The following is a 22,288-nucleotide window of genomic DNA, read 5'->3' on the forward strand; positions in this document are numbered from 1 at the left end:
GTCCGGTGCCGACACGCCGGTCCCGCAGCACGCCTATATGGTGTCAGGGACTCTTGAAGTCGACCGCGTCCACGTCGAACGAGTTGTTCTGCGGGGAAGTGAAGACGAGGTACAACTTGTGGGTTCCCTTCAGTTCCCGGACGGGCACGGCCGGGGTGGCCTGATAGTTGTCCCAGCCACCCGTGTTCGGGACCGGGGTGGTGGCGAGCAGCGGGCCGTCGGGGGCGTCTGCGCGCAGTTCGATCGCGCCGACCCCGTAGGGTGAGGACAGACGGTAGCCGACCGTACCGATGCCTTCGACGCTCATCGGGTCGAAGGCGACCCAGTCGCCGTTGGAGACGTCTCCGATCCGTTTGCCGTTCTCGGCGCCTTCCTGGGCGACGATCCGGGTGCCGGACTGGGCGTCGTAGTACTCCGCCTGCTTGTGCTTCGGCTGAAGCACGGCGCGGCCGTAGCCGGTGAGGGCGGAGACGCCGTCGCCGCCCTTGTCGGTGTATTTGGCGTTGAGTACGTAGGTGAGGTCAGCGCCTTCGGGATGGCCGCCGAGGTCCCCGGTGTCCACGGTGCCTTCGCAGCCGGGGATGTCGGTGGTGGGATGTTCGTGGTCGTCATGTCCCAGCGCCGGGTTGACGGTGACCTTGGCGCAGTCGACCGGGCCGTCTTCCGGATCCGTGACCGTGACCTTGTACGGGATCTTGTCGCCGAACTCGATGAGTTTGCCGTTGACCGGGAAGTCGATGGTCACCTTGGGTGCGGTGTTCCCGGCGGTGACGGGGATGTTGGCGTAGCCGGACTTGCCGGTGGAGTCGGTGACCTTGAGCTGTGCGGTGAAGTCGCCCTTGACCGTGTAGGTGTGGGTGGGGTTCGCGTCGGTGGAGTCGTACGTACCGTCGCCGTCGAAGTCCCAGGCGTAGCTGAGCGGGTCGCCGTCGGGGTCGTTGCTGCCCGCGCTGGAGAAGTCGACGTTCAGCGGTACGGGGCCGTCGGTGACGGAGGCGGCGGCCTTGGCGACCGGTGCTCGCTGTCCCTGGGCATAGTCGATGCGGTAGAGCCCGGAGTCGTTGTTGCCGCCGCCGAAGGAACTGCCCCATTCGAGGACGTAGAGCGAGCCGTCGGGTCCGAACGTCATGTCCATCGGCTTGTTGAACTTCTGGGAGGAGAGGAAATCATTGATCTTGAGGACTTTCTGGTCCTTGTCGAAGCGGATTTCCTTGACGAAGTTGCGCGACCACTCGTAGAAGAAGCTCGCGCCCTCGAAGTAGGCGGGGAACTTCGTGGTGGAAGGGTTCTTCGCGTCGTAGTGGTAGACGGGGCCGCTCATCGGGGCCGAGCCTCCGCTGCCGACCTCCGGAAACTCCGTCGACGCCCCGTAGCCGTACCAGATCTCCGGCTGCTGGATCGGCGGGAGTGCGGTCAGGCCGGTGTTGTTGGGTGAGGGGTTGACCGGGTTGGCACAGTCGAACTTGGGCCCGACTTCCTTGGTGTCGGGGTTGTACGGGGCGTAGGCCTGGTTGTTGCCGTGGCAGAACGGCCAGCCGAAGTTTCCGGCCTTCTTGATGACGTTGTACTCGACGAGGCCTTCGGGACCGCGGTCGGTGGTGGGCAGGCCGCGGTCGGGGCCGTAGTCGGAGGCGTGGACGTACCCGGTCTTGGGGTCGACGGTGAAGCGGAACGGGTTGCGGAAGCCCATCGCGTAGATCTCGGGGCGGGTCCTGGCGGTTCCCGGGGCGAAGAGGTTGCCCTTGGGAATGGTGTAGCCGCCGTTGTCCTTCGGTTTGATGCGCAGGATCTTGCCGCGCAGGTCGTTGGTGTTGCCCGCGGTGCGGGCGGCGTCCAGCATCTGCTTGCCCTCGCGCCAGTCGAGCGGGGCGTAACCCTGCCAGTTCGGGTCGAGGTTGGGCGGGGTGTCGTCGCCGACGCCGAGGTAGAGCGTGCGGTCGGGGCCGAACTCGACGGCGCCACCGGTGTGTCCGGGCTCGGGGAAGGTGCGGTCGCGATAGGCGGGGACGTCGATGAGCTTCTTCTCGCTGCTGCGGTCCAGGACATTGCCCTTGACCGTGAAGCGGGAGAGCCGGTTGACGTCCTCGGTCGCACCGGCGGGGGCGTAGTAGAGGTAGATCCAGTGGTTCTTCTTGAAGTCGGGGTCGAGTTCCATGCCGACCAGGCCGTCCTCGCCGCCGGTGTAGACGTCGAGCTTCCCTGCGGTGGTGGTGGCGTGGGACGCCGGATCGTAGATGTTCACTTCGCCGTTGCGCTGGATGTAGAAGACGCGGCCGTCGTCGGCGACGTCGAGTTCCATCGGGTCGGCGGTGTTGTCGTCGAGCGTGACCTTCTCGTAGCCGCTCCAAACGGTGCCGCCGCAGTCGCCGGGCTTGTTGCCCGCGGCCCATTTGACGCCGCCGAGGACATGAGTACGGAAGGCGGCTTCGCTGTACGAGGCGGTGTCGTGGCCCATGGCGGTCGCCCAGACCCTGCCGCCCTCGGTGTTGCGGCACCAGGAGATGGGATGGTCGGCTCCCATGGCGGAGCCGCCGGGGTTGTACGTGGTCTCGTCGGCGGTGACCAGGACGTGGACGTCGCCCCGGGGGTTCCGGTCGAAGTTGTACCACTCCTCGGGGCGCTCCCAGCGTTCCGGGAGGTCCGCGGTGGAGGGGTGGACGCGGTCGGCGACCTTGGCGGTGCCCTGAAGGACTCCGGGTGAGTGGGCGGGCATGTGGACGCCGCCGTTGATGGCCTCGTCCCACCAGGGGAAGGTGTCCTCGATGCCCATGTCGAGGGTGTTGTGGATGGCGACGACGCCGCCACCGCCCCGTACGTACGTCTGCATGGCTTCGCGCTGCGCGTCGGTGTCCCAGACCATGCCCGAGTTCTGCAGCATGACGACGACGTCGAATTCCTTGAGCTTCGCGGTGTCGAAGACCGCGGGATCGGCCGTCTCGACGACTTCGAAGTTGTTGGCGGCCGCCTCCTCCTTGAACATCTGGATGCCGGCGGGGATGGATCCGTGCACATAGCCGACGGCCCGGGTGAAGAGCAGGGCGCGGAAGGCAGGGGCCTTGCCGGTGGTGGCTGCGGTCGCGGGCAGCGCGGTCAGCGCGAGGAGCAGTGCGCTGACCAGGGCGATCAACGTATATCGTATGTCGCGAGCATGACAGCGTATTCGTTGGCGGCTCACGTGCGAGTCCTCTCTGTGGGTCGTGGACGAGCGGGTTCAGGGGGTGGTTTCGAGGGCGCGGCGAAGAAAGGCCAGACCGTCGGTCGCGAGGCTGTCCTGGGTGTCGGCGAGCGGTCGCCAGACGGAGGCGGCGACCGCGATGGCGTCGTTGTGCGCGGTGAACGATTCGATGCAGAGCGGTCCGCGGTAGCCGTTCGTGGTGAGTGCGGTGAGGAAGCCGGGCCAGTCGAGGGAGTCGGCGCCGGGAGCGCCCCGGTCGTTGGCGCACACCTGGACGTGGACGATGCGGCCCGCGGCTCGGCGTACGGCGTCGGGCAGTGAGCGTTCCTCGATGTTCTGGTGGTACACGTCGAGCGCTAGGCCGATGGTGTCCTCGGGAAGTCCGGTCAGTGCTTCGAGGGTCTGGTCGACGGTGTTGAGCAGACTCGTCTCGTACCGGTTGAGCGGTTCCACGGCGATGCGCACCCCGTCGGCGTGTGCGTGATCGACGACGGGGGCGAGGTTCTCCCGTAACTCCTCGTAGGCCGCAGCGCGTTCGATGCGGTTCATCCGCCAGGTGCGGCCGACAGCCGTGTACACGGGCCCGGCGACGGTGGGGGCGTTCAGTGCCCTGGCCGCGTCGACGCAGCGGTGCAAGTAGTCCTGGGTGACCCGGACGGTCTGCGGATCGGCGCGGACCAGATTGCGCTCGGACGGCATGACGGCGATCACCGCGGCGGGGGCGAGCCCGGATGCGTCGAGGAGCTTGGCGACGGATGCGGGTGCCCAGTCGCGTTCGTTCTCCAGCGGGATCTCGACGCAGTCGAAACCCCATGCGGACAGGCGCGGCAGAACGTCACCGAGTGCTTCGTACGTCACCGGCGAGTGCCAGATCCAAGGATTCGCGCCGAGCGGGATCGCGGCGGCACTCACTTCTTGCCTCCCCACTTCTCCGGGAAGCCCGGGAGGTTCTCGCAGCCGCACATCGCGTAGTGCAAGGGCGGCATGCCGGGCTTGAGGTACTGGTCGAGGGTGTCCTGGGTGACGGTGGGCTGCGGGAGCTTCCACTCCTTCGGGACCTGTTCGCCCTTGAGGATCTTCAGCGCGGCGATGACGGGCGTCCGCCACTGGAAGGTGGGGTACGACGGTGCGATCGCGGTGAGCTTCTTCTCCTTCCACGCCTGGAGGAAGTCCTGCTGGTCCTCGCCGGTGATGGGCGGTACGTCCTTGCCGGCGTCCTCGAAGGCTTCGACGGCGGCGACGGAGGTGGCTCCGGAGTCCATCCAGACGCCGTCGATGTCGCCGTTGCGGGTGATCGCGTCGGTGACTATCGCCTTCGTCCTGGCCGGGTCGCCGTCGGTGAACTTCACGTCCACGACGTCGAGTCCGCTCTTGTCGAAGGCGACCTTCGCCGCCGACCAGCGGGTCTCCAGCACATCGACGCCCGGGGAGATCCGCAGGGCGAGGATCTTCCCCTCGGGTTTCACTTTCTCGACGAGGAAGTCCGCGCCGACCGCCCCGTATCCGTAACCGCCGATCGGGTTGATGAAGGTGACGGCGCAGTCCGTCTCGACGCCCCGATCGAAGACGATCACCGGCACCTTCGCGCAGGCCTGCTCGACGGCAGGGGTGAGGGTGGCCGTGGTGTTCGGGGAGACGATCAGTGCGTCGCAGCCCTGGCCGGTGAGCTCCTGGATGTCGGAGATCTGCTTGTCGTCCTTGCCCTGTGCGTCGAGCACGGTGAAGTCGGTGATCTCCTTGTGGAGTCCGGCCTCGGCCCGCAGGTTCTTCAGTCCGACCTGGCGCCAGGGATTGAAGACTCCCGCGTTGGAGAAGCAGAGGTGGATGCCATCGGCGTCGTTTTTCTTCCTGTACTGCGTGGTGTCGATGAGCTGTGGCCGGAGCATCTGCTCCCACGGTCTGCCGGCGGGGCCCTGCGGAGTCTCCTCGGCGAGGGCGAGCTGGCGGTCGTACTCCGCCCGGTCGAAGAATTTCGACTGCTTGCCGGTACCGGGGTCGCCCGAGCTGCCGCCCGCTCCGGCCGCGGGCGCGTCGGGAGGTGTGTCGCTCGTGCAGCCTGCGAGCAGGGCCGCGCCGAGCAGGGCGGCGACGGACACGAGGGTGTGCCGGATCTTTCGCGTGCTCATGAGGTTTTCGCTCCCGGGGGCTCGGTGCCGCGGCGGCGCAGCCGGGACCAGTCGGCTGCGCCGAGGGCGACGGCGGCGATGACGATGACGCCTTGTACGGTCGATTCCAGGGCGCCGGAGACGCCCTGGAGGTTGAGCAGGGTGAACAGTGCCTGGAGCGAGAAGGCTCCGGCCATCGCCGCGACGACGGAGCCGCGCCCGCCGCCGAGCACCACGCCGCCCAGGACGACGGCGGTGATCGCCTCGAACTCGTAGCCGCGGCCGGCCTGCGCAGAGACTCCGGAGAAACCGGCGACGAGCACGGCGGCGAGTGCCGCCGCGACGCCGGAGAGGACGAAGGCGATGGTGCGGGCCCGCGCGATCCGGACTCCGGCCAGGGCGGCGGCACGATCGCTGTCGCCGGTGGCGAGGAGCGTACGGCCGAAGCCGGAACGCATCAGGCGTACGGCGAGGAGGCCCGCGACGACGCAGGCGAGGACGGCCCAGGGCAGCCAGCCGAACGCGGTGCCGCGCCCGATCCGGCGGAAGGCCGCGGGCAGCGCGCCGTGCGGGGAACCACCGGTCCAGAAGAAGACGGCCCCTTCGAGAATCAGCATCATGCCGAGCGTGGTGATGAACGAAGGCACCCGCAGCAGGGTGGTGATCAGCCCGCTGACGAGGCCGGCGAGGGCTCCGGCGAGCAGCAGGATCACGCTGACGAGCAGCCAGGGCGCGTCCGGGAACGAGCCGTACAGTTCGGCGGCGACGACCACACCGGCGGTGACGATCGCTCCGACGGACAGGTCGAACTCGCCGCAGACAATGACCAGGTACTGGCCCGCCGCGAGGATGACGAGGGGGGCGGCGCGCTTGACGAAGGCGAGGAAGCGGTCGGGTTCGTAGAAGCCCGGGTCGGTTAGGGCGAGTGCGGCGAGGAGCACCGCGAGCAGGATGTAGACGGGTGTGCCGGTGGTGAGGGCGCGTACGGCACGGCGGGCCGCGGGCGCCTGTGCGGTGGTCATGCGGTCCTCTCCTGCGAGGTGCGGCGGCCTCGCGCGTAGAGGGCGACGGCCGCGATGATGACGACGCCACGGACGACGTTCTTGAAGAACGGGTCGACGGCCAACTGGTTGAAGACACTGTCGAGCACGGCGAGGACGAGGACGCCGCCGAGGGTGCCCGCCACTCCCCCGCGGCCCCCGGCGAGTGCGGTGCCGCCGAGCACGACGGCGGCGATGGATTCCAGGTCGTAGCGGGCTTCCGTGCCGGCCCACGGTGCTCCGGCGCCGAGCCGTGCGGCGAGGAAGAGGGCTGCGGCGCCGACACAGAGTGAGCACAGGATGTGCGCGATGATGACGGTGCGCCGGGTACGGACCCCGGAGAGCCGGGCGACGTGTTCGTCACCGCCGGTCGCGTACATGTGGTGGCCGAGCCGGGTGCGGCGGGTGATCAGCCAGAGGGCGGCGGCAAGGGCGAGGAGCAGGAAGAGGGAGACGGGGACGGGGCCGATCCGGTCGTAGCCGAGGTGCTGGAAGGAGGCGGGGACCTTGCCCGCCGGGCCGGTGTAGTTGTCCTCGATCCAGCCGCGCAGGATGAAGGCGGTGCCGAGGGTCGCGATGAACGCGTTGACCCTGAGGCCGGTGACGATCAGTCCGTTGGCCAGTCCGACGGCGGCGCCGAGCCCGAGGACGGCGAGGACCGCGACGAGGACGCTGCCGCTCTCCATCGTTTCCGCGGCGACGAGCGTGCCCAGGCTGATGAGGTAGGCGACCGACAGGTCGAGTGATCCGGTGAGGATGACGGCGGACTGGCCGACAGCGACGAGGCCGAGGGCGACGCAGTTCTGCAGGATCGTCACCATGTTGGTGACGGTGAGGAAGTCCCCGCCGCGGGCCGCGACGACGATCCAGCCGAGAACGGTGACGGCGAGCGCGGCGAGCCACACTCCGGCCACGGGGCCGGCGGGGAGCGGTCCGGCGGTCCGCCGCGGTCCGGTGCGGGGCCGGGTCTTCAGGTCGGGCCGGAGCGCGGTCATGCGGTTCCCTCCCGGGTACCGTCGCTGTCGGTGGCGATGCGCATGATGGCCTCTTCCGTGGCACCGGCGGGAAGTTCGCCGGTGAGGCGGCCTTCCGACATGACGAGGATGCGGTCGCTCATGCCGATCAGCTCGGGCAGTTCGGAGGAGATGATCAGCACCGCGAGGCCCTCGTGGGCCAGTTCCCGCACGAGGGTGTGGATGGCCGCCTTGGCGCCGACGTCGACGCCGCGGGTCGGTTCGTCGAAGAGGAGGACCCGGGGGCGGATGGCGAGCCATTTGGCGATGACGACCTTCTGCTGATTGCCGCCGGACAGGTACTGGACCTGCTGGTTCCCGCCAGGCGCCCGGAGGCGTACGCGTTTCAGGAGCGCGCTCACGTCGAGATCGGCGGGCGGTCCGCCGCGGGTGGGCACGGCCCGGGTCACGAGCAGCGCATTGTCGGTCACCGACTGGCGCAGGGCGAGGCCCTCGGCCTTCCGGTCCTCGGTGACCAGGGCGATTCCGGCCCGGACGGCGTCTCGGGGGCGGGTCGGGCGCAGCGCTGTTCCGTCGACGGTCATGGTGCCCGTGGTGAAGGGCTCGGCACCGAAGAGGGCTCGGGCGAGGGACGTGCGGCCGGAACCCTGGAGGCCGGCGACGCCGACGATTTCGCCCGCACGCAGGGTCAGATCGATGCCCGAGATCCGGGCGTTGCCACCGCGGCTCACGGTGAGCCGCACCGCCCCGGTCTCGCCGGGACGGGCCCGGGGCGGGTAGTAGGCGCCGAGTTCCCGTCCGACCATGGCGCGTACGACCGTGTCGGCGTCGGTGTCGCGGGTGGTGAGGGTGGCGACGCGGCGGCCGTCCTTGAGGACGGTGATGCGCTGCGAAAGTGCGAAGACCTCTCGGAGCCGATGCGAGATGTAGAGAATGCCGAGCCCACGGGCGGTCAGACGACGGACCAGTGAAGCGAGTTGCTCCACCTCGTGGTCGGCGAGTGCGGCGGTGGGTTCGTCCATCACCAGGATCCTGACGTCGGAGGCGAGGGCCTTGACGATCTCCACGGTCTGTCGGCGTGCCACCGACAGCTCGTGGACGGGGGTCCGTGGGGTGATGCCGGTCTCGTCCATCTCGGCGAGGAGTTCGGCGGTGCGCCGTTCCATGGCACGCCGGTCGACGAGTCCGTACCGGGTCGGTTCGCGGCCGAGGAAGACGTTCTCGGCGACGGTGCGGTGCGGGAGCAGCGCCAACTCCTGGTGGACGATGCCGATCCCGGCGGCCTGGGCCTGCGCCGGGTGGCTGAAGGAGTACGCGGTGCCGTCGATGGTGAGACTCCCCTCGTCGGGTACGTGCTCGCCCGCGAGGATCTTCATCAGTGTTGACTTTCCCGCGCCGTTCTCCCCCACCAGGGCATGGACTTCTCCGGCTTCGAGATCGAGCCCCACCTCGTGGAGCACACGCACCCCGAGAAAGCTTTTGGACACACCGTGCATCGTCAGCATCGACTGGCTCCTCGCTCAGCGGTCTGCAGAGCAGAGTCGTGACACACCTTAGGACTGTCAAGGGCTCAAGCATCTTTGTTTCCAAGCGACTTGATACGCACTTAGGTCGATGAGCGAACACTGAATGCCTTGTGAGCAGCGGAAGTCGTCCTTAGGGTGGCTGTCATGTCTTCGCCGTCGGATCGCACATCCGCTGCCGCCTCGCACTCGCCGGGCGAGGTGCTCGCGCTGATCAGTTCGGGTGCGGTGGCGACCCGTGCCGACATCGCCCGGATCACCGGGATGGCCCGTTCGACGGTCTCCCAGCGGGTGGACGCGCTGATCGCGCACGGCCTGGTGGACGAGGACGCCGACGGCGTTTCCACCGGTGGCCGCCCGCCGCGCCGACTCGCGCTGCGCACGCGTGAACACGCGGTGGCCGGGGTGGATCTGGGGGCCTCGCACTGCAGAGTGGCGCTGATGGACATCGGCGGCGCCACCCTGGCGGTGCAGGAGGAACCCCTGTCCATCGGCGACGGCCCGGACTCCGTTCTGCGGCACGTGGAGCGGACGGTGCGCACCCTGCTCAAGGAGGCGCACCGGGAGCCGGAGACGCTGCGGTGCATCGGCGTCGGGGTGCCTGGCCCGGTGGAGTTCTCCACCGGCCGCCCTGTCGATCCTCCGATCATGCCGGGCTGGCACCAGTACCCGATCCCGGAGTTCTTCGCGGCCCGGTTCGGGGTGCGGGCCCTGGTCGACAACGATGTGAACGTGATGGCGCTGGCCGAGCAACGCCGTGCCTTCCCGGACTGTCGCTACCTGTTGTACATCAAGGTCGGCACGGGGATCGGCTGCGGGATCGTCGCCGACGGACAACTGCACCGGGGGGCGCAGGGATGCGCGGGCGACATCGGCCATATCCGGGTCGCGGACCTCGACGATCCGTGCCGGTGCGGCAATTCGGGGTGCCTGGAGGCCGTCGCGGGCGGTGCGTCACTGGCGGCGAAGCTGGTCGGGCTGGGGCTTCACGCGGCATCGGGAAGTGATGTGGTGCGACTGGTGCAGTCCGGGCACCGGGACGCCGTCCGGATGGTGCGGGAGGCGGGCCGGGCGGTCGGCGAGGTACTTGCCGGGCTGGTGAACTTCTTCAACCCGGACACGGTGGTGATGGGGGGCGCACTGGCCGCTGTCCACGACCAGCTGCTCGCGGGGGTACGGGAGGCGGTCTATCGACGCTCACATCCGCTGGCCACGCAACTGCTGCGGATCGAGCCGAGCCGTACGGGCGAGAACGCGGCCGCGGTGGGGGCGGGCATCCTCGCGATCGAGCACGCTCTCTCTCCCGCACAGGTGAACCGGCAGGTGGCGGGCTGAAGGTCGCGGGTTGAGGGGGCCCGGACGAACCCGGGCCGTGCCCGGAAGGATCAAGTGCCCCTCCGTACACGAATGCCGCGCACAGAGGGGCACAGGGCACACCCGCGGTCTCAGTGCGCGCGCACGATGTCCACGTCGGACGCCTTCACGAAGGCGACCCGGTGGCCGATCTGCACCGTCACGTACTTTTCCTTGCCCTGGAAGTACGCGTGATCGAGCGGGTACGAGGCGTCGATCGTCGGGGCGTAGAAGAAGCCCGTGGGTGCCTCACCGCCGCCGGGGTAGGACTGGCCGGCCTTGATCGTGTACGGCAGTGGCGAGCCCACCCGCCGGTCTGCGAAGTCCGCGGGGTACTCGGACTTCTCCGGGTACGCCACCCCGTACACCGGCACCTCCGTACGGCCGGCCTTCGGCTCGACCACGTAGCCGGCGGTGGGCGTGGTGGTCCGGGTCGCGGCCGGGGTCTGGAACCAGGCCTTCTGGCCGTACCACCAGATCGCCGTCCAGCCGGGTGCGTGGTCCGCGACGACGGCCTGCTGGGTCGCGCTGATCTTGCTGCCCCAGTCGGCGGCGCAGTTCGTGCCGGGTGAGCCGTCGGTGTGCAGGCCGGGGTCGGAGAAGAGCGGCGCGTCGGTGGACGGCGCGGTGTGGAGCGGGACGGCGCTGGAGCCCTGGACCGGCAGGTCGACGCCCTTCTCGCAGTCGCGGAACGCCTGCTTGTTCTGCTTGAAGTCCGGGCTGACGGTGATGAGTTCACTGCTCTTCGGGGCGCTCGGCACAGTGGGCTTTTTGAGCAGCGTCATGAAGTGGTTCCAGTCCCAGTACGTGCCCGGGTCCCAGTGCATGTTCTTGGTGCCCGCGGCGCTGGTGGGCGGCACTCCGTCGTGGCCGATGATGTGCTGACGGTCGAGCGGGATGTCGTACTTGGCGGCGAGGTAGCGCACCAGCTTGGCGGTCGAGCGGTACATCTCGGGGGTGTACCACTTGGCACCCTCGACGGCGACACCCTCCTGCTCGATGCCGATGGAGTGGCTGTTGACGTACCAGTTGCCCGCCTGCCAGGCGACGTCCTTGCCCTTGACCATCTGCGTGACGTGGCCGTCGCCCGAACGCACCACATAGTGGGCGGAGGTCTGTTTCAGCGGGTTCTGGAAGATCTTCAGGGTGGTGTCGAAGTCTTCCTCGGTGTCGTGCAGAACAATGAATCTGATCTTGTTGGTGTGCGGCCGGTCCGAGGTGTCGTAATTCCCGTACGTCTCCTTGTCGGCCGGGTCACCCGTCTGCCGGTAGGCCGCCGGTACCCAGTCGCATTCGAGGCCGCGCGGGCATTCCGGCCGCACCCCGTCCGCACCGGCCTGCGCCGCGGGACTGAGCAGTGCCATGCTCAGTGCGCCGACCGTGGTCAGCGCGAGTGCGAGTCCGGTCCTCTGCTTGGACGTCATGACAACCCTTCTTGGAGCCGTGCGTGATGGAGCCGTGCGTGATCCGATCTCACTGTTCCGTTGTGCGCGCACACTCTCTGACCTGAGGTGATGGCGCGTCAAGGGTTCGGTGGGGGTCATGCGTCGAGTCAGTGGACCAGACCATTGGCAGGGTGCCTGACCTGCATCCGGAAAGAAGCAACCAGTCGTTGGCGGCGCCTCGTTACCCGGGTTTTACGAGCGGCCGGCCGACCGGCGGCATGCGGTGGCACGCCACAAACGAGCGCACTTTTTGTGTGACTAATTCTGGATGTGCGTGCCCCGAACGGCCGAAGGGTAGTGCTCGCGCGGACACCACCGGTCCGTGCGGCGTACGCATGGAGATCTCGGAAAGGCCGGACGCACATGGCTCAGCCCTTCACCCTGCCGGACTTTTACGTTCCGTATCCGGCGCGACTCAATGCCCATGTCGAGGAGGCGCGAGCGCACACCAGGAAGTGGGCGCGCAGCATAGGGATGCTGGAGGGTTCGGGCATCTGGGAGGAGAAGGACCTCGACTCCCACGACTACGCGCTGCTGTGTGCGTACACCCATCCCGACTGTTCGTCCGAGGCGCTCTCACTGGTCACCGACTGGTACGTGTGGGTCTTCTTCTTCGACGACCACTTCCTGGCGCTGTTCAAGCGCACTCCCGACCGTGAGGGCGGGAAGCGGTATCTGGACCGGTTGCCGGCGTTCATGCCGATGGACCGCGAGGCCCGGATGCCGGAGCCGACGAATCCGGTCGAGGCGGGGCTGGCCGATCTGTGGGCGCGGACGGTGCCGGGCATGTCCGACGCCTGGCGGGTCCGGTTCGCCGAGGCGACGAAGAACCTGCTCAACGAGTCGTTGTGGGAGCTCGCCAACATCAACGAGGGGCGCATCGCGAACCCCGTCGAGTACATCGAGATGCGCCGCAAGGTGGGCGGTGCCCCGTGGTCGGCGGGTCTCGTGGAGTACGCGGCGGGCGCGGAGGTCCCCGAGTCGGTGGCCGAGGAACGTGCGCTGCGGGTGCTGCGGGATGCCTTCTCCGACGGCGTCCATCTGCGCAATGACCTCTTCTCGTACCAGCGGGAGGTCGAGGACGAGGGTGAGAACAGCAATGGTGTGCTGGTCCTTGAGCACTTTCTCGGCTGCTCCACGCAGGAGGCCGCCGACGCGGTGAATGATCTGCTGACGTCGCGGCTGCAGCAGTTCGAGAACACGGCGCTCACCGAACTCGGTCCGCTCTGCGCCGCGAAAGGGCTCGGCCCGGCGGACACCGCGGCGGTTCTGGCGTACGTCAAGGGGTTGCAGGACTGGCAGTCGGGCGGTCATGAGTGGCACATGCGTTCCAGCCGCTACATGAACGGCGGCGGGGCCGGTGAGACCGCTCTCGGTTTCGGCACGGCGGCGGCCTCGATCCGGTTTACCCCCCGCTCGGAGTCGGCCCGGCTGCGCAGCCACACCCATGTGCCCTACCAGCATGTCGGTCCGTCCCTGCTGCCCGATTTCGAGCTGCCTTTCGGTACGGCGCTCAGCCCGTATCTGGACGGGGCGCGGATGCGGATCGTCGACTGGGCCCGTCGCATGGGAATCCTGGAGGCGCAGCCGGGAGTGCCGGGTTCGCACATCTGGGACGAGGAGCGGCTGATCGCGACCGACCTGCCGCTGTGCGCGGCGGGACTGCACCCGGACGCGACACCGGATGAGCTGGATCTGTCCTCGCAGTGGCTGACCTGGGGGACGTACGGCGACGACTGGTTCCCGGTGGTGCACGGGCGGGCCCGTGACCTGGCGGGGGCCAAGCTGGCCAATGAACGTCTGTCGCTGTTCATGCCGCTGGACGGGTCCGGGACTCCCGAGCCGGTCAACGCGCTGGAGCGGGGGCTGGCGGATCTCTGGGCGAAGACCGCGGCGCCGATGGACGCGAGCGGGCGCCGCGCCTTCCGGACTGCGGTGGAGGATATGACCGCGAGCTGGGTGTGGGAGCTGGCGAACCAGGTGCAGAACCGCATTCCGGACCCGGTGGACTACGTCGAGATGCGCCGCAAGACCTTCGGCTCCGACCTCACGATGAGCCTGTGCCGACTGGGGCACGGCAGGAAGGTGCCGGCGGAGATCTACCACAGCGGGCCGCTGCGCTCGCTGGAGAACGCCGCGTCCGACTACGCGTGCTTGCTCAACGACCTGTTCTCGTACCAGAAGGAGATCGAGTACGAGGGTGAGGTGCACAACGGTGTCCTGGTCGTGCAGAACTTCTTCGGGGTGGACTATCCGACCGGGGTGGCGATCGTGCACGACCTGATGAAATCGCGGCTGCGGCAGTTCCTGCACGTCGCCGAGCAGGAACTCCCGGTGCTGTACGACGACTTCGGGCTGGACGCCCAGGCGCGGGAGATCCTGGCCGGGTACGTGCAGGAGCTCAAGCACTGGCTCGCGGGCATCCTGATCTGGCACCGGGGCTGCCGGCGCTACCGCGAGCAGGATCTGCGACGGGGCACCGGCACCCCGTGGCACCTCAGCGGTCCCACGGGGCTCGGCGTCTCGGCGGCGCGGGTGACCGCGCTGTTCGCTCAGCTCTCGGCCACCAGCGTGTAGCACCCGCCCGCACGTGCCTTGAAGACCTTCTCGCCGCTCGCGAACAGCGAGCTGCGGACGGTCACTTCGCGGCTGCGGCTCGCCGTGATCACCACACGGCGGGCCCGTCCCGCGGCCCATTCGATGTCGACGGTGAAGCCGCCCCGGGCGCGCAGTCCGCGTACCGATCCTTCCCGCCAGTTCACCGGGAGGGCCGGGAGGATCTCGACGGCGTCGTGCTGGCTCTGCAGCAGCATCTCGGCGATGCCCGAGGTGGCGCCGAAGTTGCCGTCGATCTGGAACGGCGGGTGGGTGTCCCAGAGGTTGGGCAGGGTGGAGTTCTTCAGCTGTTCGGCGAGCATCTTGTGGGCGTGGTCGCCGTCGCGCAGCCGCGCCCAGAAGTTGATCTTCCATGCCTTGGACCAGCCGGTGCCGCCGTCGCCGCGGGCGCCGAGGGAGACCTTGGCCGCTTCGGCCCACTTGCTGCCGGGCTCGATCTGGCGGCCGGGGTGGAGGCCGAAGAGGTGCGAGACGTGGCGGTGGTCGTCGCCCGGGTCGTCGCGGTCGGTCTTCCACTCCTGGAGCTGCCCCCAGGAGCCGATCCGCAGTCCGGGGTCGAGCCGTTCGAGGGCCGTTTCCAGCCGGTCACGGAAGGCGGGGGCGTCACCGAGGGTGCGGGCGGCCTCCAGGGTGTTGGTCAGGAGGTCGTGGACGATCTGCTGGGACATAGCGGCACCGGCGGTGAAGTCGCCGTGCTCGGGAGAGTAGCTGGGGGTGACGACGAGCAGTCCGTCGCGCGGGTCGGTGCGCAGATTGGCCAGCCAGAATTCGGCGGCCTCCTTCATCGCGGGGTAGGCGGTGGAGCGCAGATAGCCGGTGGATCCGCTGAACCGGTAGTGCTCGTACATCTGCTGGGTGAGCCAGGCGGCGGCCTCCGGGAACCAGAAGGCGGTGGACCAGTCGTGGACTCCGGTGAAGCCGTACGGATTGGTCTCGTTGTGCACGACCCAGCCGGCGGTCCCGAACATCTCCTTCGCCGTTCTGCGGCCGGGGGCGCGCATCGCTTCGATGTAGCGGTCGTACGGTGCGGTGGTCTCGGCGAGGTTGGTGGCCTCGGCGAGCCAGTAGTTCATCTGCAGGTTGATGTTGCTGTGGTAGTCGGCGGACCACGGAGGGGTGGTGGAGTTGTTCCACACGCCCTGGAGGTTGGCGGGCAGCGAACCGGCCCGTGAGGAGGCGATCAGCAGGTAGCGGCCGTACTGGAAGAACAGCGCTTCCAGGGCCCGGTCGGCGGGGCTCGAACCGCCCGTGTACCGGGCGAGCAGCTGATCGGTGGGCAGGTCGGGCAGTTGCTGGCCGATGTCGAGGGCGACCCGGTCGAAGAGGGCGCGGTGGTCGCGTACGTGGGTGTCGCGGAGCTTCTCGTACGAGGCCCGGGCGGCCGCGTCCACGGCGGCGGTGACCGCCGCGTGCGGGTCGTCGCCACGGTAGGCGGGGTAGCTGTCGGCGTAGTCGGTGCCGGCTGCGAGGACGAACCAGGCGCTGTGGGCGCCGGTGACGGTGAGGGTGCCGTCCGTACCGGCGGTGACGGTGCCGCCGCTTGTCCGGACGCGGAGTTGGGCCTCGAAGCGCAGGCCGTTGTCCTTCAGCGCGCCGCGCACGGTGATCCGGTCCTGGGCGGCGGTGGCCGTGAAGTCGCTGCGGGGCGAGGTGTACCGCAGGGTGAACGACACCTGGCCCGGACGGTCGGCGGCGAGGCGCCCCGCGATGACTCTGCCCGGATGGGAGACGAAGAACTCCCTTGTGTGGACGGCCTCTTGATGGGTGTACGTGACGGCGGCGAGGGCGTTGCGGAGATCGAGGGTGCGCCGGTAGGAGGCGTCGGGGGCGGCCGGGGCGTCCGGCAGATCCAGCCACAGGTCGCCGAAGACCTGGTAGGCGCCGTAGCCGCGGCGCGCCTGGCCGAGTTCGGCGGCGACGGCGTCGGGTCCGATGGCGCCCTGGCTGTCGAGGCGGCGCTGGACGTCGGCCAGGGCGTCGGGTCTGGGGGTGGTCCAGTTCCCGAAGTCGTAGCCCTGCGTCGAACCGGGACCGCCGGTCCACAGGGTCTTCTCGTTGAAGGTGAGCCGCTCCGAGGCGAGCGTTCCGTACACGCTCGCACCGAGGGCGCCGCCGCCGATGGGCAGTGACTCGCGCTCCCAGGAAGCAGCCGGGGTGTGGTAGCGGAGCATCGGCTCAGTCTGTTTCGCCGGGCGCGCCGCACCCGTAGATTCATCGGAGGTACCAGCAGCGGACGCCGTACCGGAAAGGGCGGGGATTCCCAGCGCCAGAGCCCCGGTTGCGCCGATCGCTGTCTTCACTGTGGTGCGTCGCGTAATCCCGGATGTCATGCGGCCGACCGTAAAGGTCCGACGACTGACCGGCAAGGCGCATGGCAAAGCGGCCTCTTGGACAGAGGCCGCGAGCACTTGGACGGATGTTCGGGTAGGTGCCCCGCGACCGCCCGATGCGTAGGGGGCGGCCGACGAAGAGGCGGTTCAGCCCTGCTGGAACAGCTCAGCGGGCAGGGGCTTCAGCAGGGTGTACAGATCATCGGTGATCGGCCGGTCCCAGCTGGCGATGGTCACGAGCACGCCGTCGCTGCGGTCGAACTGGACGCAGGAGATCCGGCTCTCGGAGAGCTTGACGCGGCGGACGATCAGCAGGTTGTCGCCCTGCATCACGGGCATGTCTTCGGTGCCGGTGACCTCGACCGGCTCGTCGTTCTCCAGCGCGAGCAGCAGCTGGGCGACCTCGAACGGGACCTGTCCCTCCTCGGTCTCGCGGGCGGGCGAGCCCTCCGGGAGATTGCCGATGATCATCGCGGGGCCGCGGCCGCCGAACAGGTCGTAGCGCAGAAAGACGCCCTGACAGCTCCCGTCGGGCGCGGGCAGCAGACCGGCGCCGAGATTTCCGGGCCAGTCTCCCGGGTCCATGGCCAGGACGTCGAAGTCGGGGCCCGCGGGTGTGGCGGCACTACGGCGGCGGAGGAAGGACATGCAGACATGTTACGTGTCCGGGCTCACGTTGCGGAGCCGGGTCCGCGCAGGCAGGGGCGCCCACGGGTCCGCCGGCCGGGCTCCGGCGGACCCGCGGCGCCGCCTCAGGCCGATTCGGCGGCCAGGGTTTCCAGCACGTCGACGGCCTCGGCCGCCCGGTCGTACGGGACGAAAAGATGGTCGTGGTGGAAGCCGGCCACCACATTGCAGCTCAGCCCCACGTCGGCGAGCGCCAGGGACACGGCGGCGGTGAGTCCGACCGCGTCCAGGGACGAGTGGACACGGAGCGTGATCCAGCCCGCGGTGTATTCATGCGCCAGTCCCGCCTCGTCGGCCTCCGCCTCCGGCAGGACCAGGGTCACGCCCTCGGGTTCGGTGACCGTGACGACCGGAGTGACCCGGGTGGGCACGGCTCCGCCCGGCACGGTCGTGAAGACATAGCGGCCGGGGTGCAGTTCCGGCCGCATACCGCTCAGCAGGGTTCGAAGGTCGCGCTCACCCGTCATGATCACCACGCTACCGGGTACGGTGCCGCTCGTGTGGCGGGCGCCCCGGGCGCGGTTGCCGCACGACAGTACGCACCGCTGCCGGCGGGGGTGTTCCTTGAACGCGCCCCCTTCCGCCGTGCCGGCGAAGCGGCAGCCGGCCCGCGTCCGCGGGGCCGGGCTCACCGGGGCGGACAGCGTACGCGCAGAGCCTCCGGACGGCGGCGTGCAGCGACCGAACGGCTTCTCCTCCGACGCTCAGGTGAGGTCGAATTCGCCGTCGCGGGCGTTCACGACGAAGGCGCGCCATTCGGCCGGGGTGAAGATCAGCGGGGGGCTGCCGGGTTTGCCGCCGTTGCGCATCGCGATGAATCCCTCGACGAAGGCGATCTGGACATCGCCCGCGCCCTGACTGCCCGACCGCCAGTCCGCATCGCTGAGGTCCAGGTCCGGCTTGTCCCAGCCCGCGAAGGGCTGTCGGGTCGCGGTGCTCTCCGCCACGTCGGCTCCTCCCACTTGTCGTCCCGGGCCAAATCGTAGCCACCCCGGGCGGCCCGGGACAGGCCGCGTGACGGACTCCCTGCGGTCCGGGACGGCCTGCGGTCAGCCGGTGGGAGGCTCGGCTCCGACCAGCCACATGGAGAAGAACTGCGCACCGCCGCCGTAGGCGTGGCCGAGCGCCTTTCGCGCCCCCGCCACCTGGTGATCGCCCGCCTGTCCCCGGACCTGCAGCGCGGCTTCGGCGAAGCGGATCATGCCGGAGGCGCCGATGGGATTGGTGGAGAGCACCCCGCCCGAGGGATTCACCGGCAGGTCGCCGTCGAGTTCGGTGACGCCGGATTCGGTGAGCTTCCAGCCCTCGCCCTCCTCGGCGAAGCCGAGGTTCTCCAGCCACATGGGCTCGTACCAGGAGAACGGCACGTACATCTCGACGGCGTCGATCTCCCGTCGCGGGTCGCTGATCCCCGCCTGCCGGTACACATCGGCGGCGCAGTCCTTGCCCGCCCGCGGCGAGACGAAGTCCTTGCCGGCGAAGAGTGTGGGTTCGCTGCGCATGGCGCCGCCGTGCACCCAGGCGGGCGGGTGCGGCGAACGGTCCGCTCCGGCACGGTCGGTGAGGATCATCGCGCAGGCCCCGTCGGAGGACGGGCAGGTTTCCGAGTAGCGGATGGGGTCCCAGAGCATCGGGGCGGACTGGACCTTCTCCAGGGTGATGTCCGGGTCCTGGATGTGTGCGTACGGATTTCTGAGCGCGTTGCGCCGGTCCTTGTACGCGACGAGCGAGCCGATCGTGTCGGGCGCCCCGGTGCGGCGCATGTACGCGCGGACGTGCGGGGCGAAGAAGCCGCCCGCTCCGGCCAGCAACGGCTGCTGGAACGGGATGGGCAGCGAGAGGCCCCACATGGCGTTGGATTCGGACTGTTTCTCGAAGGCGAGCGTGAGGACGGTGCGGTGCACCCGTGCGGAGACCAGGTTGGCGGCGACGAGCGCGGTGGAGCCGCCGACCGAGCCCGCGGTGTGCACCCGGAGCATCGGCTTGCCGACCGCGCCGAGGGCGTCGGCGAGGTAGAGCTCCGGCATCATCAGGCCCTCGAAGAAGTCGGGTGCCTTGCCGATGACGACGGCGTCGATGTCCGCCCAGGTCAGTCCGGCGTCCTCCAGCGCGCGGACAGCGGCTTCGCGGACGAGTCCGGCGAGTGAGACGTCCCGGCGGGCTGAGACGTGTTTCGTCTGGCCGATGCCGACGACGGCCACGAGCTCCTCAGACATGAGCGCTCTCCCCTTCGAGTACGGCTACCAGGTTCTGCTGCAGACAGGGCCCGGAGGTGGCGTGGGCGAGCGCCCGGTCGGACTCGCCGCGGTGGATGCGGGCCGCGGCCTCGCCGAGGCGGATCAGTCCGGCGGCCATGACGGGGTTGGCGGCGAGCGCGCCGCCGGACGGATTGACGGCGGTGACGGTGTCGTCGAGCCGGAGCGCCTTGCGCAGCACCACCTCCTGGGAGGTGAACGGGGCGTGCAACTCCGCGGTGTCCACGGGCCGTTCAAAGGCCCCGGCGCGAGTCGCCGCGAGCCGGGTGGAGGGTGAATCGGTCAGCTCGCGGACGCCGAGGCTGTGGGCCTCGATGCGGTGATCGATCCCGCGGATCCAGGCGGGGCGGGCGCACTGGACCCGTGCGGTGTCGTCGGCGGCGAGGATCACGGCGGCCGCGCCGTCACCGACCGGCGGGCAGTCACCCGTACGCAGTGGCTGTACGACGTACTCACCGGCCGGGACCGGGCCGGCGAGCTGGGCGTGCGGGTTGTCCACGGCGGCGGCGCGGCTCCGGGCGGCGATCGCGGCCAGGGCGGCCTCGTCGGTGTCGCCCGCGTCGATCAGCGCCTGCGCCTGGAGCGCGGCGAGGGCGACGGAGTCCGGCCAGAGCGGGCCGACGTAGTACGGGTCGAGCTGGCGGGTGAGAACGTCGCGCACCGCACCGGGCGAGGACTTTCCGTACGAGTAGACGAGGGCGGTGTCGGCCTGGCCCGTCTGAATCTTCACCCAGGCCTCGTACAGCGCCCAGGCGCCGTCCATCTCGACATGGGACTCGGAGATCGGCGGGTACGCGCCGACGCCGTCGAGCGCCATGGTGAAGGAGAAGGCGCGGCCCGCCAGGTAGTCGCTGGAGCCGGAGCAGGTGAAGCCGATGTCGCTCGCCCGCAGACGGGTCGCGTCGAGGACCTGGTGGAGGACGGGCATCAGCATCTCGACTTCGGAGAGTTCGTCGGTGCGCCTCAGGTGGTCCGTCTGCGCGAAGGCGACGATCGCGACGTCTCGCATCTACAGCAACTCCTTGTACGCGTCGTAGTCGGCGTCCGGTTCGCCGGTCGGCCGGTAGTGATCGGGGTGCCGTCCGCCCTCGGTCCAGACGGGTTCGACCCGCAGGCCCATGCGCACCTGGTCGTACGGGATTCCGCCGATCCGCGCGTGCAGTGCGAGGTCGGCGCCGTCGAGGGCGATGTGCGCGTAGACGTAGGGGACTTCGATGTCGAGATTCTTCGCCTTGATGTTGACGATGCAGTACGTCGTCACCGTGCCCCGCGGGCCGACCTCGACCTGTTCGGCGGTGGCGACCCCGCAGGTGGGGCAGGCACCGCGGGGCGGCACGTGCACCTTGGTGCAGGACGGGCAGCGCTCCCCCACGACGCGCCGCTCGCAAAGTGCGCCGAGGTAGGCGCTCTGGGCGCGGCCGGGGGTGTACCGGTAGTCGAGGCGGGCGGGGGTGACGATGCCGGTCACGGGGTCGCTGAACTCGCCGCTGTGCGGGGCGGATCGACCGGTCTCGCCGTCGTCGTACGGCTCGAAGCAGGCGATGTCCGTGATGGCGCCGGTCCGCTCGGAGGCCCAGCGGATCCGTACCCGCATGCCGGTGCGTACGGCTTCCGGGCCGGGCGCGTCCAGTGCGTGCAGCAGGGCGGTGTCGGCTCCGTCGAGCCGGACGAGGGCCCAGGCGAAGGGGCTGTCGAGGGGCTGGCCGCGGCGCGGGGCGGGGTTCCAGGCCCAGGTGGTGACGGTGCCGGTGGCGGCGACCTCGGTCAGCTCGCGGATCTCCTGTGCGGTGACGGGGTCGTACTCGACGGGTGGGACCAGGACCTTTCCCTCACTGGTACGGACGCCGAGCACGGTGTGTTCGCGCAGTCCGGTGAGGAAGGCGCTCTGCACCGGTCCGAGGGAACGGGTGAAAGGGAATTCGAGCACCAGCGGTGCGCTGAGGATGTCGGGCACGGTCGGCTCCTTGGCTCAGACGCGCCGGTAGACGGGCGGGCGCTTCTCGGCGAAGGCGCGAGCGCCTTCCTTGGCGTCGTCGGTGGCGAAGATCGGCCAGCCGCGCTTCAGTTCTGCGGCGAGGCCATCGGTCTCGGTCAGTTCGGCACTCTCGTACACGGAGGCCTTGACGGCTTCGACGGCCAGCGGTCCGCAGGCGTTGATCTGCTCGGCGACGGCGAGGGCCTGCTCCAGCGCGGTCCCGTCGGGGACGACCCTGCCGATCAGCCCGATACCGGCTGCCTCCTCGGCGCTGTACGGGCGTCCGGTGAGGAGCATTTCGAGCGCGTGGGTACGGGCGATCTGGCGCGGCAGCCGTACCGTCGACCCTCCGATGGGGAAGAGGCCGCGCTTGACCTCGAAGAGTCCGAAGGTGGCACTCGCCCCGGCGATCCGGATGTCGGTGCCCTGCAGGATCTCCGTGCCGCCCGCGACGCAGTGGCCCTCGACGGCGGCGATGACCGGTTTGCGGGGGCGGTGGTGGCGCAGCATCGCCTTCCAGTGCAGATCGGGGTCGGCGGTCATCCGGTCGCGGTAAGGCTCGCCCTCCATCCCCTTGCCCGCCAGGGCTTTGAGGTCCATGCCCGCGCAGAAGCAGCCGCCCGCGCCGGTGAGGACGACGGAGCGGACCGTGTCGTCCTCGTCCGCCGCCAGCCAGCCGTCGTACAGCCCGACCAGCATCGGCAGCGAGAGGGCGTTCTTCGCCTCCGGCCTGTTCAAGGTGAGCACCAGCGTGGCGCCCTCGCGCCGCACGATGAGGTGTTCCGTACCACCCATTGCCTGCCTCCCGTC

The 22,288-nt window shown here is 69.4% G+C and carries 17 protein-coding genes; 2 read left to right on the forward strand and 15 right to left on the reverse strand.

What is annotated here, in order from left to right:
* Nucleotides 1-43 precede the first annotated feature (43 nt).
* From ACZ7L9_RS21685 to ACZ7L9_RS21710, 6 genes are read right to left on the reverse strand one after another with little or no spacing between them, the layout of a single operon-like run.
* Nucleotides 44-3,160, reverse strand: a complete 3,117-nt coding sequence (locus ACZ7L9_RS21685; protein WP_471417317.1) for a ThuA domain-containing protein — start codon at nt 3,158-3,160, stop codon at nt 44-46.
* Between the two features lie 51 nt (nt 3,161-3,211).
* Nucleotides 3,212-4,087 (reverse strand): sugar phosphate isomerase/epimerase family protein, encoded by an 876-nt coding sequence (locus ACZ7L9_RS21690; RefSeq protein ID WP_471417115.1) that lies wholly within the window; start codon nt 4,085-4,087, stop codon nt 3,212-3,214.
* Nucleotides 4,084-5,301 (reverse strand): substrate-binding domain-containing protein, encoded by a 1,218-nt coding sequence (locus ACZ7L9_RS21695; RefSeq protein WP_471417117.1) that lies wholly within the window; start codon nt 5,299-5,301, stop codon nt 4,084-4,086. The genes ACZ7L9_RS21690 and ACZ7L9_RS21695 overlap by 4 nt, the downstream gene beginning before the upstream one ends.
* Nucleotides 5,298-6,302, reverse strand: coding sequence for an ABC transporter permease (locus ACZ7L9_RS21700; protein ID WP_471417119.1), 1,005 nt, complete (start codon nt 6,300-6,302; stop codon nt 5,298-5,300). Before ACZ7L9_RS21700 ends, ACZ7L9_RS21695 begins: the two co-directional genes overlap by 4 nt.
* On the reverse strand, nt 6,299-7,315 hold the full coding sequence (locus ACZ7L9_RS21705; RefSeq protein ID WP_471417121.1) for an ABC transporter permease: 1,017 nt from the start codon (nt 7,313-7,315) through the stop codon (nt 6,299-6,301). The genes ACZ7L9_RS21700 and ACZ7L9_RS21705 overlap by 4 nt, the downstream gene beginning before the upstream one ends.
* Nucleotides 7,312-8,799, reverse strand: a complete 1,488-nt coding sequence (locus ACZ7L9_RS21710) for a sugar ABC transporter ATP-binding protein (RefSeq protein WP_471417123.1) — start codon at nt 8,797-8,799, stop codon at nt 7,312-7,314. The genes ACZ7L9_RS21705 and ACZ7L9_RS21710 overlap by 4 nt, the downstream gene beginning before the upstream one ends.
* Nucleotides 8,800-8,964: 165 nt before the next feature.
* On the opposite strand from ACZ7L9_RS21710, the gene ACZ7L9_RS21715 reads away from it, so the two are divergent.
* A complete protein-coding gene (locus ACZ7L9_RS21715) occupies nt 8,965-10,152 on the forward strand; it encodes an ROK family transcriptional regulator (protein ID WP_471417125.1) in 1,188 nt (395 codons plus the stop codon).
* 110 nt (nt 10,153-10,262) lie between these two features.
* On the opposite strand, the gene ACZ7L9_RS21720 is transcribed toward ACZ7L9_RS21715, so the two are convergent.
* Nucleotides 10,263-11,594 carry an N-acetylmuramoyl-L-alanine amidase gene (locus tag ACZ7L9_RS21720; protein ID WP_471417127.1) on the reverse strand — a complete coding sequence of 444 codons (1,332 nt, stop codon included), beginning with the start codon at nt 11,592-11,594 and terminating at the stop codon, nt 10,263-10,265.
* A gap of 384 nt (nt 11,595-11,978) precedes the next feature.
* On the opposite strand from ACZ7L9_RS21720, the gene ACZ7L9_RS21725 reads away from it, so the two are divergent.
* The gene (locus ACZ7L9_RS21725; RefSeq protein ID WP_471417129.1) at nt 11,979-14,192 is read left to right on the forward strand and encodes a terpene synthase family protein; all 2,214 of its coding nucleotides are present in this window, start codon (nt 11,979-11,981) and stop codon (nt 14,190-14,192) included.
* Here ACZ7L9_RS21725 and ACZ7L9_RS21730 read toward each other — a convergent pair.
* The 8 genes from ACZ7L9_RS21730 to ACZ7L9_RS21765 all read right to left on the reverse strand — a co-directional run bounded on the left by ACZ7L9_RS21730 (nt 14,168) and on the right by ACZ7L9_RS21765 (nt 22,273).
* Entirely contained in the window at nt 14,168-16,402 is a 2,235-nt protein-coding gene (locus ACZ7L9_RS21730) for a glycoside hydrolase family 95 protein (RefSeq protein ID WP_471417131.1), read from the reverse strand. The genes ACZ7L9_RS21725 and ACZ7L9_RS21730 overlap by 25 nt on opposite strands.
* Nucleotides 16,403-16,708: 306 nt before the next feature.
* The gene (locus tag ACZ7L9_RS21735; protein ID WP_018550733.1) at nt 16,709-17,209 is read right to left on the reverse strand and encodes a hypothetical protein; all 501 of its coding nucleotides are present in this window, start codon (nt 17,207-17,209) and stop codon (nt 16,709-16,711) included.
* Between the two features lie 104 nt (nt 17,210-17,313).
* Nucleotides 17,314-17,715, reverse strand: coding sequence for an ACT domain-containing protein (locus ACZ7L9_RS21740; protein WP_471417133.1), 402 nt, complete (start codon nt 17,713-17,715; stop codon nt 17,314-17,316).
* 237 nt (nt 17,716-17,952) lie between these two features.
* Nucleotides 17,953-18,195, reverse strand: a complete 243-nt coding sequence (locus ACZ7L9_RS21745) for a DUF397 domain-containing protein (RefSeq protein ID WP_471417135.1) — start codon at nt 18,193-18,195, stop codon at nt 17,953-17,955.
* 102 nt (nt 18,196-18,297) lie between these two features.
* Nucleotides 18,298-19,464: a thiolase domain-containing protein gene (locus ACZ7L9_RS21750; RefSeq protein ID WP_471417137.1), complete on the reverse strand. Its 1,167-nt coding sequence runs from the start codon at nt 19,462-19,464 to the stop codon at nt 18,298-18,300.
* The gene (locus ACZ7L9_RS21755; RefSeq protein WP_471417139.1) at nt 19,457-20,512 is read right to left on the reverse strand and encodes a thiolase domain-containing protein; all 1,056 of its coding nucleotides are present in this window, start codon (nt 20,510-20,512) and stop codon (nt 19,457-19,459) included. The genes ACZ7L9_RS21750 and ACZ7L9_RS21755 overlap by 8 nt, the downstream gene beginning before the upstream one ends.
* The gene (locus ACZ7L9_RS21760; protein ID WP_471417141.1) at nt 20,513-21,457 is read right to left on the reverse strand and encodes a Zn-ribbon domain-containing OB-fold protein; all 945 of its coding nucleotides are present in this window, start codon (nt 21,455-21,457) and stop codon (nt 20,513-20,515) included.
* Nucleotides 21,458-21,472: 15 nt separating this feature from the next.
* Nucleotides 21,473-22,273 carry a crotonase/enoyl-CoA hydratase family protein gene (locus ACZ7L9_RS21765; protein WP_471417143.1) on the reverse strand — a complete coding sequence of 267 codons (801 nt, stop codon included), beginning with the start codon at nt 22,271-22,273 and terminating at the stop codon, nt 21,473-21,475.
* Nucleotides 22,274-22,288: the final 15 nt, after the last annotated feature.

Source organism: Streptomyces sp. NPDC111516 (assembly GCF_055635345.1).

Bases quoted from the DNA above. Each gene is read 5' to 3' on its own strand.
- ACZ7L9_RS21740 (WP_471417133.1), bottom strand. From the start codon at position 17,715: ATGACGGGTGAGCGCGACCTTCGAACCCTGCTGAGCGGTATGCGGCCG.
- ACZ7L9_RS21705 (WP_471417121.1), bottom strand. From the start codon at position 7,315: ATGACCGCGCTCCGGCCCGACCTGAAGACCCGGCCCCGCACCGGACCG.
- ACZ7L9_RS21725 (WP_471417129.1), top strand. From the start codon at position 11,979: ATGGCTCAGCCCTTCACCCTGCCGGACTTTTACGTTCCGTATCCGGCG.
- ACZ7L9_RS21710 (WP_471417123.1), bottom strand. From the start codon at position 8,799: ATGCTGACGATGCACGGTGTGTCCAAAAGCTTTCTCGGGGTGCGTGTG.
- ACZ7L9_RS21765 (WP_471417143.1), bottom strand. From the start codon at position 22,273: ATGGGTGGTACGGAACACCTCATCGTGCGGCGCGAGGGCGCCACGCTG.
- ACZ7L9_RS21720 (WP_471417127.1), bottom strand. From the start codon at position 11,594: ATGACGTCCAAGCAGAGGACCGGACTCGCACTCGCGCTGACCACGGTC.
- ACZ7L9_RS21695 (WP_471417117.1), bottom strand. From the start codon at position 5,301: ATGAGCACGCGAAAGATCCGGCACACCCTCGTGTCCGTCGCCGCCCTG.
- ACZ7L9_RS21750 (WP_471417137.1), bottom strand. From the start codon at position 19,464: ATGTCTGAGGAGCTCGTGGCCGTCGTCGGCATCGGCCAGACGAAACAC.
- ACZ7L9_RS21700 (WP_471417119.1), bottom strand. From the start codon at position 6,302: ATGACCACCGCACAGGCGCCCGCGGCCCGCCGTGCCGTACGCGCCCTC.
- ACZ7L9_RS21715 (WP_471417125.1), top strand. From the start codon at position 8,965: ATGTCTTCGCCGTCGGATCGCACATCCGCTGCCGCCTCGCACTCGCCG.
- ACZ7L9_RS21735 (WP_018550733.1), bottom strand. From the start codon at position 17,209: ATGTCCTTCCTCCGCCGCCGTAGTGCCGCCACACCCGCGGGCCCCGAC.
- ACZ7L9_RS21730 (WP_471417131.1), bottom strand. From the start codon at position 16,402: ATGCTCCGCTACCACACCCCGGCTGCTTCCTGGGAGCGCGAGTCACTG.
- ACZ7L9_RS21755 (WP_471417139.1), bottom strand. From the start codon at position 20,512: ATGCGAGACGTCGCGATCGTCGCCTTCGCGCAGACGGACCACCTGAGG.